The organism is Thiopseudomonas acetoxidans, from assembly GCF_030362935.1.
GTDB classification, from domain to species: Bacteria; Pseudomonadota; Gammaproteobacteria; order Pseudomonadales; family Pseudomonadaceae; genus Thiopseudomonas; species Thiopseudomonas acetoxidans.
In genome coordinates this window covers 62,746-77,368 of sequence record NZ_JAUCDY010000006.1, presented here as the reverse complement: position 1 = coordinate 77,368, position 14,623 = coordinate 62,746, and the positions used below count along the sequence as shown (strand labels likewise).

General features: G+C 49.9%; 11 protein-coding genes. 6 read left to right on the top strand and 5 right to left on the bottom strand.

The window, feature by feature from the left end; translation table 11 throughout:
* Positions 1–135: 135 nt before the first annotated feature.
* On the top strand, positions 136–606 hold the full coding sequence (locus QEZ41_RS06490) for a L,D-transpeptidase family protein (RefSeq protein WP_289410682.1): 471 nt from the start codon (positions 136–138) through the stop codon (positions 604–606).
* A 49-nt stretch (positions 607–655) separates the two neighbouring features.
* Here QEZ41_RS06490 and QEZ41_RS06485 read toward each other — a convergent pair whose 3' ends face one another.
* From QEZ41_RS06485 to QEZ41_RS06470, 4 genes are all read right to left on the bottom strand, one after another.
* A complete protein-coding gene (locus QEZ41_RS06485) occupies positions 656–2,491 on the bottom strand; it encodes a GldG family protein (protein WP_289410580.1) in 1,836 nt (611 codons plus the stop codon).
* A 1-nt stretch (position 2,492) separates the two neighbouring features.
* Entirely contained in the window at positions 2,493–3,227 is a 735-nt protein-coding gene (locus tag QEZ41_RS06480) for an ABC transporter permease subunit (protein WP_289410579.1), read from the bottom strand.
* Positions 3,224–4,147 carry an ABC transporter ATP-binding protein gene (locus tag QEZ41_RS06475; protein ID WP_289410578.1) on the bottom strand — a complete coding sequence of 308 codons (924 nt, stop codon included), beginning with the start codon at positions 4,145–4,147 and terminating at the stop codon, positions 3,224–3,226. Before QEZ41_RS06475 ends, QEZ41_RS06480 begins: the two co-directional genes overlap by 4 nt.
* 151 nt (positions 4,148–4,298) lie before the next feature.
* Entirely contained in the window at positions 4,299–6,518 is a 2,220-nt protein-coding gene (locus QEZ41_RS06470; RefSeq protein ID WP_289410577.1) for a primosomal protein N', read from the bottom strand.
* Between the two features lie 173 nt (positions 6,519–6,691).
* Between QEZ41_RS06470 and elbB the strand changes: the two genes are divergently transcribed.
* The 5 genes from elbB to lnt all read left to right on the top strand — a co-directional run bounded on the left by elbB (position 6,692) and on the right by lnt (position 11,346).
* Positions 6,692–7,345, top strand: coding sequence for an isoprenoid biosynthesis glyoxalase ElbB (gene elbB / locus QEZ41_RS06465; RefSeq protein WP_289410576.1), 654 nt, complete (start codon positions 6,692–6,694; stop codon positions 7,343–7,345).
* A 166-nt stretch (positions 7,346–7,511) separates the two neighbouring features.
* Positions 7,512–8,483: a PhoH family protein gene (locus QEZ41_RS06460; protein ID WP_289410575.1), complete on the top strand. Its 972-nt coding sequence runs from the start codon at positions 7,512–7,514 to the stop codon at positions 8,481–8,483.
* Between the two features lie 5 nt (positions 8,484–8,488).
* On the top strand, positions 8,489–8,947 hold the full coding sequence (gene ybeY, locus QEZ41_RS06455; RefSeq protein WP_289410681.1) for an rRNA maturation RNase YbeY: 459 nt from the start codon (positions 8,489–8,491) through the stop codon (positions 8,945–8,947).
* Between the two features lie 48 nt (positions 8,948–8,995).
* On the top strand, positions 8,996–9,829 hold the full coding sequence (locus QEZ41_RS06450) for a CorC family transporter (protein WP_289410574.1): 834 nt from the start codon (positions 8,996–8,998) through the stop codon (positions 9,827–9,829).
* 5 nt (positions 9,830–9,834) lie between these two features.
* Positions 9,835–11,346 (top strand): apolipoprotein N-acyltransferase, encoded by a 1,512-nt coding sequence (gene lnt, locus QEZ41_RS06445; protein ID WP_289410573.1) that lies wholly within the window; start codon positions 9,835–9,837, stop codon positions 11,344–11,346.
* A gap of 204 nt (positions 11,347–11,550) precedes the next feature.
* On the opposite strand, the gene rne is transcribed toward lnt, so the two are convergent.
* On the bottom strand, positions 11,551–14,454 hold the full coding sequence (gene rne / locus QEZ41_RS06440) for a ribonuclease E (RefSeq protein ID WP_289410572.1): 2,904 nt from the start codon (positions 14,452–14,454) through the stop codon (positions 11,551–11,553).
* Positions 14,455–14,623: the final 169 nt, after the last annotated feature.

Genomic DNA, 14,623 nt, shown 5'->3' with positions numbered 1-14,623 from the left:
CACTTTCTGAGCTACCTTAGCATCATGCCACGCGTTCAGGGCTTACTCAATGCACACAAAGCGTTTAAAATCCCGCCAGTTTTGCTTATTTGTCTAAAGGGATGCTTTATGCGGACTCGCTTTTTTACATGCTTTATGTTGTTTTTTTGTCTCTTGCCCGCTACGTTTGCCAGTCAAAAAACACTGCCTATTGATAAGGTGCTTGTCATTAAATCTGAACGCCAACTGCATCTTATGCATCGAGGTGAAATCGTAAAAACCTATAAGGTTTCACTGGGTAAAAAAGATGGGGCTAAAAGTTATGAGGGAGATCTGCGTACACCTGAAGGCATATATTGGCTTGATTGGCGTAAACCCAGCGAGCGTTACAATCTGGCGATTAACATTTCCTACCCCAATGAACAAGATCGCGAGCGCGCACAACAACTAGGCAAGAACCCCGGCAGCATGATTATGCTGCACGGCACACCCAACGATGAGGAATATCCTGAGTGGTTTTTCAGCTCACTTAACTGGACCGAAGGCTGCATTGCGCTCACCAACGACGACATGCAGGAAGTCTGGTCGTTGGTTAAAGACAACACGCTGATTGAGATTCGTCCTTAATTTAGAGGCGCTCTGCTGTAATCCAGTCTGCAGCAGAGCTTTTCCGCAATCACGCCTCAGTATGCATACGCCGAATCCGTCGGTGCAGCCCAATCAGCACCATGGCAAAGGTTAGAATAAAAGGCATAACGGCAACATTAAACACCTTAACGGTAGTGCCTAAACTTTCAATATCCGCGTTAAGTTGATAACGCACCTCACGCAATTCTTTGCGGATTTGTAATCTTTCCTGCATAAACTGTTGTATTGTCGCTTGTTGCTGCATTGACACATTCAACTCAGTATCACCGGTTTGTAACTCAGCTATTTTTTGCTCTGCTTGCATCAAGCGACGCTGCAGCTGCTGTTCTTTTTCAGCGTAACGCTCCTCAGCACTACGACGCAAACGATCCACCAGAGTAAAGGGGCGACTAAACTGTGCTCGCGAACGCACACCCAGCAATGCGTCAGAACCGAGCAAGTTATCTATGGCATTAACAACAAAGCTAGCATTGCCTGCCCAAGGTTGTGGCAAGCGCTGACCGAAAAAATCCTGCACCTGTACCCACATGGTATCGCGCAGCATATCGGTATCAGCCACGACCAGCACTTGGATTTGCTTGGCTTGTTTGAGTCCCGGCAATTGCCCTTCTAAACCCTGCGTAAAGGCTGATTTTGCTGGCCCACTAATGCGTGCCGCCAAAGTATACCGCTCACCTGTAGGCTGCATATCTGCCTGCAACTCAGTCGGGCTTCGCAAACCAGCAAAGCGTCGCGCAGCATAGGGCATAGCGCTGTCGGAGGTTTGCAGCAGCGGAGTAAACAGCGTTGTTGCGCCCTCCAAGGGCTCTAATACACCCGCTGTCGCTAGCGTAATATTTTGTAAAGGCGCCGTGACCACATCTTCAGCACTGAGGGCCTGTTTCGGCAAGTTAAGCCAGCCTAGGTGACGTACCGCACGCTGCTCACTACCCACACCGACCGTCATCGCATACAACGAATCACCCACCACCACATCATCACGCAGACGCAATCCCCACGCTTCGAACAGCGTCTGCAGATTTGATGCACGTGCTTGCAGCTCATCCGCAGCCATCGACATCCCTGTGTCAAACTCACTGTAGGGGTCAACAAACACCAGTAATTTGCCGCCACGCATCACAAACTGATCAATGGCGTACAGCGTCGGCGGCGACAAGTTTTGCGGATGCACAAGCCATAAAACCGACACTGACTCAGGAATTTCATCGGCCGTCAACGCAATACTTTCGATTTGAAATTGTTGCCGCACCTCTTCCATCACCATCCAAGCCGGTTGCGCTTGACCACTTAGCATATCGAAGCCGCCATTGAGCTGTAGTCCACTCATCACCCCGATAACGGGCAGGCTGGTTTGCGACAATGCATGCAGCATACGGCTGAGCTCATACTCCAGCAGCTCTTCTTGCTCAAGGGCAAAAAATGCAATGCTCTGCACATCACCCTGACTATTTTTACCTGCCAGCCCCAAATACAAAGACTCCCCCTGAGCCAGCGGTATCGCTTGCAAACCCATTTGCGCTGCCTGGTCTTCCTGTGCTGAAAAAGGCTCAGGCTCAATCACGTGCAGTTTTAGCTTGCCATCTGCCAAGCGGGTATAGGTAGCCAAGAGTTCGTGCACGCGTTGCGCATAGTGACGCACCTGCGGCATGTCGCGTGCCGCTTGGTTGGAATAAAAGAAATACAGCTCAATCGGCTCATCGAGTCCAGCGAGTAGCTGCTGTGTGCCTTCAGTTAGGGTGTAGAGTTTTTGCTCGGTTAAATCCAGCTGCACACCTTTAAATAGCAGGCTCGAAAGCGCGTTAAACACAAAAAACGTCAGCGCCACTACTACCAAACCAAGGCTCGAATAAAACATTCTTTTCATTTTAATCCGCCTTTTTCAGTTCAAGCACAATGACACTAGCTACCAGCCACGCCAGAATAAAGCTAAGGAAAAACAGCACATCGCGTACATCAATCACGCCACGGCTAATGGCTTGAAAACGTGTTAAAAAACTCATGGACGACACCATATCGAGCCACCATTGCGGAGCCCAGTTCGTAAAAGCATCCAACACCAATGCATGACCACTAACCACAAAAATAAAGCACAGCCCTAACGCACCAATAAAGGCCAACACCGTATTTTTCGACAACGCCGAAACAAACGAGCTGGCCGCCAGATACGCACCAGCCAGCAGCCAACTGCCCAAGTAGCCGGTTAAAATAGCGCCATTATCAGGATCACCTAAAAAATTAACCGTAAACACCAAGGGAAAGGTTAATCCCAGCGCTAGTCCAGCAAATAACCACGCGGCCAGAAACTTTCCCCACACCATTTCACGCCGACGAATCGCCAGCGTCATTAATAATTCAATCGTGCCGCTTTTGCGCTCCTCAGACCACAAGCGCATGGCTAAAGCGGGCATTAAGAACAGATACAGCCATGGATGAAAGGTGAAAAACGGTTGCAAGTTGGCCTGCTCGCTTTCATAAAAGCCACCCAGATAAAAGGTAAACAAGCCAGACAAAACCAAAAACGTCAACAAAAACACATACGCCAATGGAGTGGCAAAATAGCCCGAGAATTCACGCTCTAAAATGATACGCCAATGCTTCATGCCGATTCTCCTCTGGTCAAGCGGCGGAAAACCTCATCCAAACGTCCCGACTCCACGGCAACTTCTTGCACTTGCCAACCACGTTGTTGAATAAGCGCGTTGACCACAGGAAACAACACAGCGCCCGGCTCAGGGATTAAGGTCAAGCTGCCATCGCGACTGTTCTCCTCCAGTGATTGCACACCGGGTAAAGCCTTTAGCGCTGCCTGATCGAGCGCGTCTTCACTGTAAAGCGTGACCGCCTGATGGTATTTAGAGCGCTGTGATAATTGATGCGGTGTTTCATCGACAATCAGCTCGCCGTGCGCAATCAACAGCACACGCGTACAAAGCGCGCTGACCTCTTCTAAGATATGCGTAGAAATAATCACAATGCGGTCTTTAGCTAACGCCTTGATCAACTGGCGTACCTGATGCTTTTGGTTGGGGTCCAAACCATCAGTGGGTTCATCTAATATCAACACCTTCGGCTCATGCATCACCGCCTGCGCCAAGCCCACGCGCCGATTAAAACCCTTAGAGAGCGTATCAATGCTCTGACCAATCACCCGCCCAAGCTCAAGCAAATCAATCACTCGTTTAACGCGCTCTTGCAGCTCTTTACCATGATAACCACGCACTTTGCCGATAAACAGCAAGAAATCCAACACCGTCATCTCGCCATAACAGGGCGCGCCTTCTGGCAAATAGCCCAGCACGCGCTGCGCACTAATACGCTGTTTGGCAATATCAAAACCGTGAATTTTGACGCTTCCTGCACTAGGAGCCAAAAAACCGGTCAGCATTTTCATTGTGGTAGATTTACCCGCCCCATTAGGACCTAGAAAACCTATCACCTCGCCAGGCTGAATGGTGAAAGATAAATTATTTACCGCTAAATGCTCAGAAAAATGTTTGCTAAGCTTAGAAACCTCAATCATGTATCACACTCAAATAAAACCTTAGGAGACACTGAATAATTACCCGCATTGTCAGGGCTAGGCAACATTATTCAGCACCTCCTTTAAGAAGAAAATTTTTGCCATGCTAGTGCATTTGCATAGTGTCTGCAGACAAGATTCACGCCTTGGCTCAAAACAAGTCAATGGGATCCACATCCACCGACCAACGTGCTTGTCGCGCACTGGGGAGCAGCTCCAGATTAAAACACAGCGCATGCAACAACTGCTGCAGGTCTTTACGCTTGTGCGCAATAAACAGCAACTGCGCTCTATAGCGCCCTGCACGGCGCTCCATGGGCGCTGCAACCGGACCTAAGCACTCAAGCTGTTGCAGCTGATAGTGTGCCAGCAGCTGCTCACTTAGAGCCAAGGCGTCCTGTAGAAAATTATCCACCTGAATACTGCTCACCGCTTCGGCACGCAACAACGCCATGTAACTATAGGGTGGTAACCCTGCCGCACGCCGCTCACTCAGCGCCTGCTCCGCAAAAGCAAAATAACCCTGTTCGGTCAGCTGTACCAATAAAGGATGATCGGCTAAGTGGCTCTGGATAATCACTTCACCCGGGTCTTGCGCCCGCCCTGCACGCCCAGCCACTTGCAGAATCAACTGCGCCATACGCTCACTCGAACGAAAGTCTGCGGAAAACAACCCTCCGTCCGCATTTAAAATCGCCACCAAGGTGACCCGTGGAAAATGATGGCCTTTGGCAAGCATTTGCGTGCCCAGCAAAATACAGGGCTTCCCCTGATTAACCGTATTCAGCATGGCATCCAGCGCACCTTTGCGTGCGGTAGTGTCACGGTCAATACGCAAAATCGGCACTTGCGCAAACAGAATTTGTAAACGTTCTTCTGCTCGTTCTGTGCCCTCACCTACTGGGTGCAGCTGTAAGCTTTCGCAGCCTGGGCAGGCTAACGGGCGTTTTTCCACATGACCGCAATGATGGCAACGCAACTCGTTGTAACGCTGGTGCAAGGTGAGCCGCGCATCACAGTCGCGACACTTACCCATCCAACCGCAATCATTACAGAGCAAAACCGGAGAAAAGCCCCGTCGATTTAAAAACACCAACACTTGCTGTCCTGCGGCCAGCGTACGTTCAATGGCTTTTTGCAGCGGCATACTAATGCCTGAATCCAACGGCAAACTGCGTACATCCAAACGTTTAAACTGCGGCAATTTAGCGGTACCTGCGCGCGTATTCAAACGCAGCAGCGCATAACGTCCGCTATTAGCATTGTGCAAGCTTTCTAACGAAGGCGTCGCCGAACCCAGCACCACCGGAATATCTGCTTGCCGCGCACGCACCAAGGCTAAATCACGCGCATGGTATCGCAAGGCTTCCTGCTGTTTATAGGAAGCGTCATGCTCTTCATCAATAATAATTAAACCTAGGTTTTTAAAAGGGGTGAACAACGCCGAACGCGTACCTATGACAATTTCCGCCTGACCGTCGCGTGCAGCCAGCCAAGCATTCAGTCGTTCGCGGTCGTTCACTTCAGAATGTAGCAATGCAACCCTAACATTGAAACGCTGCTGGAATCGACTAAACGTCTGCGGCCCAAGGTTAATTTCTGGAATGAGTACCAATACTTGCTGCTTTTTATTCAACACCTGCTCAATCAGATGCAAATACACTTCAGTTTTACCACTGCCGGTCACGCCCGCTAGCAGAAACACTTTGAAACGCCCGAGTTGCTGACTAATCGAATCAAACGCCACTTTTTGCTCAGCATTTAAGGCCAGCGGCATTTGCGCTAACACCGGCAAGTTGCTGGGCGGCTGGTGCACACTGCGCCATTCTTTGTGCAGCAAACCTTTTTCTAACAATGCATCAATGCTGCTTTTTTGCAGCTCTAAACTGCTGAGTTGTTCATGGGCCAGTCCGCGCTTGTGCTGCAATACAGCCTGTAAAGCCTGCCGCTGTCTGGGTGCGTTTTTAACTCGCACATCGTCCAGTTGTGCGTCGGTAGCAGCGGTATAAAACAGTTTTTTTTGCGCAACCGCAGGCTCACCTTGGCGCAGCAGTACCGGTAAAGCCCGGCTGAAGGTGTCGCCCAAACTGTGTTGGTAATACTGTGACGTCCAGCTTATTAGCTGCATAACACTCGGAGGCAACAAAGGTTTCTCATCAATTAACTCAGTGATCGTACGCAACTTACTCACCGGCACTTCGGTCGTATCGGTAGTGTGCAGGACAACGCCAACCACTTCGCGCGAACCAAAAGGCACCTTCACCCGCACGCCTGGCTGCCATGCGCTAACGGGAATATCAGCCAGGGCACGGTAATCAAACAAACGCCGCAAAGGCGTAGGCAATGCGACACGTAAATAAAGCTCAGACACGCGTATTAAATCCTTAACTATGTGCTGCTATATTAGCGGAGTTTTTTGTTGTATGGTTCTTTAAGCAAGTGCCGAGTCATTAGCTGCATTGTCAGGATCAGGCAAGAGCTTCCAACACTTCCTTATACACGAACCTGTCATGGGGCTTATCACTAACACCATGGAGAATGATTATGAGTAAAAAAGTTGCAGTGATTTTATCCGGTTGTGGCGTTTTTGACGGTGCAGAAATCCATGAGAGCGTACTCACTGCGCTGCGTCTTGACCAGCAGGGAGCACAGGTAACCTTCTTTGCTCCCGATATCCCACAAGCTCATGTTATCAACCATCTTACAGGCGACGAAATGCCTGAGCAGCGCAATGTGCTGATTGAGTCAGGGCGTATTACCCGTGGTAAAACCCTTGATGTACGCGAACTACAAGCCAAAGACTTTGATGCCTTGATCCTGCCGGGCGGCTTTGGTGTCGCCAAAAACCTGTCCAACTTTGCCAGCAAAGGCGCAGATTGCGAAGTAGAAGAAAACACCCTCAAGGCTATTTTGCAATTTAAAGAGGCTAAAAAGCCCATCGGCCTTATGTGTATCTCCCCCGCTTTATCGGCCAAAATATTTGGCACAGGCGTAACCTGCACCATCGGCAGCGACGCTGGCACTGCCGGCGCCATCGAAGCCATGGGTGGCATACACCAAAATTGCAGCGTCGATAGCATTGTTGTCGATGAAGGCAACTGTTTGGTTACCACCCCCGCCTATATGCTCGCCCAATCCATTAGGCAGGCCGCTACAGGCATTAATGCCCTAGTCGATAAAGTATTAGAAATGGCTTAACCGCTTTCACCTTCAGTATTCGTGCCGCTCATTTGCATAATCCATGAGCGGCACGTGTAATATTGCTCACTAAGGAGTTTCGCGCAGTAAAAGCGGAAAACTATTGCGCTTTATTTTTGCAAAGCTATGCTAATCACTTAATTTTCCACAAGGTACACACACCGTCTTGGACACTAGCCTACACACCCATCGTTTTACACTAGAAAGCTTCGATACCGCGCGTTTCGCCAACCTGTGCGGTCAATACGACGAGCATTTACGCCTCATTGAGCAGCGCCTTAACATTACCATCCGAAACCGTGGCGAACAGTTTGAACTGCTCGGCGATGCTGCAGCGACAAGCACCGCAGAACACCTTTTGCGCCGCTTGTATCGTGAAACCAAAGACACACAGCTGACCCCTAACCAAATCCATCTGTACCTGCAAGATGCGAGTATGCAAGAACTCGCCTTACCAGCTACTAACAGGGTCACGCTGCGTACACGCAAAGCGGTAATTAAACCTCGTGGTGAAAACCAGCAAGCCTATGTACGTTCCATCCAAAAAAAAGATATAAACTTCGGTATAGGCCCTGCAGGCACGGGAAAAACCTATCTAGCGGTTGCCTGTGCAGTGGATGCGTTAGAGCGCGAAGAAGTTGAACGCATCTTACTCGTACGCCCTGCCGTTGAAGCGGGTGAAAAACTGGGCTTCTTGCCCGGAGATTTAACCCAAAAAATTGACCCCTACTTACGTCCTTTGTACGACGCTCTTTACGAAATGCTGGGCTACGAGTATGTCCATCGCCTGTTGGAGCGACAAATTATCGAAGTCGCACCGCTAGCCTATATGCGGGGTCGCACGCTAAGTAATAGCTTTATTATTCTGGATGAAAGCCAAAACACCACTAAAGAGCAGATGAAAATGTTCCTTACGCGCATGGGTTTTGGCTCCACTGCTGTGATTACTGGCGATATCACCCAAATCGACCTGCCACGCGGAGTAAAATCGGGACTGGTACATGTGGCTGAGGTACTCAAAGATGTACCAGGTCTGGGCTTTACCTTTTTTAAATCAGGCGACGTAGTACGCCATCCTTTGGTACAGCTGATTGTCGAAGCCTATGAAAAACACGAAGCCAACGAGGCACAAAACTAACCATGATCGTTACTCTGGATACTCAAATCGCCAGTAGTTCTGTACTGCTCCCTAGTCAAGAAGACTTACAAGCATGGTGTGCACTGGCGCTTGAACAACGTACCACTCCTTCGGAGCTAACCATTCGTCTAGTTGATGAAGCAGAAGGTCGCACGCTTAATCAGCAGTGGCGAGGCAAAGACTACGCCACCAACGTGCTGTCCTTTGTCGCCGAGATACCTGAAGGCATTTTAGATATCCCTCTGTTAGGCGATCTGGTCATTTGCGCGCCCGTAGTGGAGCGTGAAGCACGGGAACAAAACAAACAGCTGCAGGCGCACTGGGCACATATGGTGATCCACGGCTGCTTGCATTTGCTAGGCTATGACCATATAGATGAGCGGGAAGCCCAAGAGATGGAAGAGCTTGAGCAACAGCTCATGGCGCGGCTGGGTTATGCCGACCCCTACGCCGAAAGCGAATAACTTCTTCTTATATAACACTTTTTTGAAAGATACGGATTTACTACAACCATGAGTGAAGACAGTCCTAGCAGCGGGCAAAGATCTTGGTTAGATAAACTAGCCCAAGCTTTTGCCCAAGAACCCAAAAACCGCCAAGATTTATTTCAGTTGTTGCGTGAAGCTAATCGCAACAAACTAATGGACGATGATGCCTTGGCTATTGTTGAGGGTGCCATTGAGATTTCCGAGCTTAAAGTTCGGGACATTATGATCCCCCGCTCACAAATGGTCAGTATTCAAGTTGACCAAACACCTGAGCAATTTTTGCCCGCTATCATCGAAGCCGCTCACTCGCGTTACCCGGTGTTTGGCGAAAACAACGATGAAATCTTAGGTATTTTACTCGCCAAGGACTTGCTACCACTTATCCTTAACCGCCCAGCGGATTTTAACTTGCGGCAGATTTTACGCCCCTGCAACTTCGTACCAGAATCAAAACGCCTTAATGTCCTGCTCAAAGAGTTCCGCGCCAACCACAACCATATGGCGGTCGTGATTGATGAGTACGGCGGCGTTGATGGTTTGGTAACCATTGAAGATGTCTTAGAACAAATCGTTGGTGATATCGAAGATGAGCATGATGTTGAAGACGATACACTAATCCGTTCCGTACCCAGCGGTGATCACATTGTTAAAGCGCTCACGCCGGTGGAAGACTTTAATGAGTTTTTTAAGAGCAACTTTTCTGAAGATGAGTACGACACCATCGGTGGCGTAGTTCTCAGCGCATTTGGTCATTTGCCCAAACGCAATGAAGTCATAGAGATCGACAACTGGCGCTTTCGGGTTGCCAACTCAGACAGCCGTCGCTTACACCTCTTACGTGTTAGTAAGGTTGGCTAGTCACCATGTTTGATCCCGCATCCGTATTGCGTTACGGCTGGCAAGGCAATCTGCTGTCCGTACTGGCTGGCGGGTTGATTACCTTTTCTTTAGCCCCTTTTAATCTATGGCCATTGGCTTTGGTAGCCGTTGCGCTATGTTATTTGCTGCTGCAAAGGCTAACCCCAAGTCAAGCGGCTATGCGTGGCTGGCTATTCGGCTTTGGACTGTTTGCCAGTGGCGTGAGCTGGGTGTATGTCAGCATCCATGACTACGGCTCTGCCCCACCCGTGCTAGCAGGAGCACTTACTTTAGCTTTCGTTGCGGGACTGGCTCTTTTTCTTGCGGCTTTCGCTTGGTGCTGGGCAAATTTTTTACGTCAAGCACAATATAGCCTGAGCAATGCCTTAGTCTTTGCGGCACTGTGGGTGGCTACGGAGTTTTTCCGTGGTTGGTTTCTAACCGGTTTTCCGTGGCTCTACATCGGCTATAGCCAACTGGACGGACCGTTGGCTGGTTTAGCACCTGTAGGTGGTGTTTGGCTCATCTCTTTTGTGCTCGCCTTAAGCAGCGCATTACTCATCAATTTACTGGCCTGCAAACAAGCACGCCGCCAATGGCCACTTTATGCTGGCGTGCTAGTGCCTGTTTGGTTAATGACAGTTTTGCTGCAACTAATGAACTGGACTGACACAGCAGGCGCGCCACTCACAGTGGCTGCAGTGCAAGGCAACATTGAGCAATCCATGAAATGGGATCCGGCTCAGGTTAGTAACCAGCTTATTCTTTACCAGCAGCTAAGCTTAACCACACCTCAGGTTGATCTACTCGTCTGGCCAGAAAACGCCATACCTGTTTTGCAAACTAGCGCTACAGACTTTTTGCGCCATCTCGACACCTTTGCACAACAACGCCAATCTGCACTGATTACCGGCATTCCTATGCGTCATCTAAACAGTGAAGGCCAAGCAAAACTTTACAACGGCATCACCACCCTGGGCGATGCCTCGGGTGAATACCTTAAGCAAAAATTAGTGCCCTTTGGTGAGTACGTGCCATTACAAGACCTGCTTCGCGGTGTCATTGAATTGTTTGATCTACCCATGTCCGACTTTGCCCGCGGGCCCAGCAATCAACCACCACTTATGGCCAAACAGCAACGCATTGCCCCCTATATTTGCTATGAAGTGGTCTATCCGGATTTTGCGCGTAAGCTGGCCGCACACAGTGAAATTTTGCTCACTATCAGCAATGACACTTGGTTTGGCACCTCGATCGGTCCTCTACAACACCTGCAAATGGCGCAGATGCGCGCATTAGAAGCCGGCCGCTGGATGATCCGTGCAACCAATAACGGTGTGACCGCGATTATCAATCCACAGGGACGTATCGAACAGCAAATACCGCAGTTTGAACAAGGTGTACTCGTGGGTGAGGTAAAACCTATGCAGGGCTTAACACCTTATTTGCGCTTTGGCTCTTGGCCGTTAGTTCTTGTCTGCGTGTTGATACTCGGACTGGGTTTGCGCAAGCGCTAATAGCGCACTGCCTATATCTATATTTGTATGGGTGTATTCGCCCGAAAGGCGAACGCCAAGAATTAGCGTAGGGGGGAGTCGTTCGAGCCAAGCTGTAGGTAACGACTGAGACAGGCTCAACTAGAATGCAACACTGGCTGAGCCTGTCAAAACCGCTGCTCAAACCTGTGGGGGTCACAAGCCTGAGCCTATTATCCTACTTCTTTACTGCTGTTTGTTATCCTGCTCAGCCTCAGCATCAGTTTGGGTCGCCTCAGCAGCAGTCGGCTTGACCTCTGACTGCGACTGCTCTGCCACTTCAGCTTCAACCTCAGGCTTAGCCACTTCGTGCTCTACCTTTTCGGTTGCTGGAGTTTGTGCAAGCATGTCTATCTGCTGCACAGGCTCTTGGATCAGGCTTTGCTGCTGTACTTCAGCTGCAGGCTCTGCGGCTGGGGCCTGAGCAACACTTTCTGCTTGCGCTTTTGCAGCCTGCTCTTTTGCTAGGCGTTCTAAACGACGACGCTCACGCGGGTCGTTTGGCGCGCGACCTACGGGGCGTACGGGTTGCTCTGGGGCAACCGGCTCTGTCTTCGCTACAACTGGAGCTGCTGGCTCTTCAGCCTTCAAACCAAGGCTTTTCTGCACTACTTCAGCTTGCGCTGGCTCGGATTTTTCAGGTGTCGGTGTCGACTCTTGCGGTTCGCTAATTTGCAATAAAGCCTTAGGCTCTTCAATTTGAATCGCAGGAGTTGAAACTTCGGCTACTTTTTCAGCGTTCGGATCAAAGCCAACAACAGCCTCTTTTACAGGCCGCTCATCGCTTGGTTTAGTGGGCTGCTTTGCTGCAACCGGGACTTGACGCTCATCATTACTTACAGCCTGCTCTGTGGTCGCCGCTGCAGAATCCTGGCTGTTATCGCTCTCACCGGTATCCGGTTGACGATCACGGCGCGTAGGACGACGACGTTGGCCGCGTGTGCGACGACGTGGACGCTCTTCTTCAGTTTGTCCATTGGTGCTCTGTTGGTTTTCAACATTCAACTCATCTACCACCTGTTCCGCTTTGTCTACCGACTCAGCATCACGTGAGCGGCGCGCGGTAGATGAAGATTGCTCTTCATTGTTATTTTGCGTGCGTGTTTGCGGGTTACGCGTGGTTCTCTTTTCTGCTGGCTCAGCAGTGCGCGTATCACGGCTTGGACGCTCGCGACGGGTAGACTGAGTTTCTTGATTATCACGATTTTCACGTGGTTCGCGGTTATCACGGTTTTTACGCTCGTCATCACGCTGACGAGAGTCGCGGTTATTGCGCGGATTCGCTGTACGTGTATTACGACGTCCATCCTGCTGAGTGGTGCGCGCTGTTTCCGGTTTTGCCTCAGGCTTGGCAGGCTCTTCTTCTTTGCTAGCAAAGATACCCACCAAAGACTTAACCAAACCTTTCAGCAACCCTGCCTCTGCTACTCGTGCCTGTGGATGAGGACTGCGCGTTTGCGGGTTAGGCGCTTGACGTGTTACAGCATTACGATCTGCCACACCGGTTTTCACTACTGCTTCTTCACGCACCAGCGAGCGTGTTGTGCTGGCTGCTACAGAGGTATCTTCCGATTCTTCCGCCGACATTTCGTAGCTCGACAGGCCAGACAAAGCTTCAGGGCTATCTTCACGTACACGCGTCACTTCAAAGTGCGGGGTATCTAGATGTTCATCAGGAAGGATAAAAATACGTACACGGGTACGCAGTTCAATTTTCGTAATTGCATTGCGCTTTTCATTCAACAAGAAAGCTGCTACTTGCGTAGGCACACGTGCACGCACTTCTGCAGTGCGCTCTTTTAGAGCTTCTTCTTCGATTAAGCGTAAAATTGCCAAGGAAATAGACTCAACATCACGAATCACACCCTGGCCATTACAGCGTGGGCAAACCACGCCGCTGGTTTCACCCAGGGACGGACGCAGACGCTGACGGGACATTTCTAACAAGCCAAAGCGTGAAATACGACCAATTTGTACTCGGGCACGGTCTGCTTCCAAACACTCACGCATGCGCTCTTCTACGGCACGCTGGTTTTTCATTGGCGTCATATCGATAAAGTCGATAACAATCAGGCCACCAATATCACGCAGGCGTAATTGACGAGCAATTTCTTCTGCCGCTTCAAGGTTGGTTTGTAGGGCTGTTTCTTCAATATCACTACCGCGTGTAGCGCGTGCGGAGTTAATGTCAATGGATACCAACGCTTCTGTTGGGTCAATCACCAAGGCGCCGCCGGACGGCAGTTTAACTTCGCGCTGGAAAGCCGTTTCAATTTGGCTTTCAATTTGGAAGCGGTTAAACAGTGGAACACTGTCCTGATACTGCTTAACTTTATTGGCATAGACCGGCATAACCTGCTGAATAAAGCTCAGCGCTTCATCATAGGCTTCAACCGAGTCGATCAATACTTCACCGATATCCTGACGTAAATAGTCGCGAATAGCGCGGATAATCACGTTACTTTCTTGATAAATAAGGAAAGGTGCGCTACGACCCACGGCAGCCTCTTTGATGGCTGTCCAAAGTTGGACGAGATAATCCAAGTCCCACTGCAATTCTTCAGAACTACGTCCCAAACCTGCCGTACGTACAATTAAGCCCATATCAGCAGGTGCATTCAGACTGCTGAGCGCCTCACGCAACTCGGTACGCTCATCTCCTTCAATACGGCGAGAGATACCACCTGCACGGGGGTTGTTAGGCATCAGTACTAAATAGCGACCTGCCAGACTGATAAAAGTTGTTAACGCTGCGCCCTTGTTGCCGCGCTCTTCTTTATCAACCTGAACAATAACTTCCTGGCCTTCATTAAGCACATCTTTGATGTTGACGCGGCCGCCATCAAATTGCTTGTTAAAGTATTCGCGGGAGATTTCTTTGAGGGGCAAAAAGCCATGACGTTCTGAGCCGAAGTCAACAAAAGCGGCTTCTAAACTAGGCTCAATCCGAGTGATACGTCCTTTGTAGATGTTGGATTTTTTTTGCTCACGAGCGCCCGACTCGATGTCTAGATCAAACAAACGTTGACCATCCACCAAAGCAACACGCAACTCTTCGGGCTGAGTTGCGTTAATTAGCATTCTTTTCATTGTTTACCAAGTTTCCGTAGTCACGGAAAGCAATTGGCACACGACCTCATTGGTTGTGCGGGGTTCGCGCAGTCAGCGGGTAGCTAACCGTGTCTAGCAAACAGCAGATAATCTGGTGCTGCGACAGCGTATCCATTTGTTCAGCGCAGGCGCTGGTTAAAATCAGGAG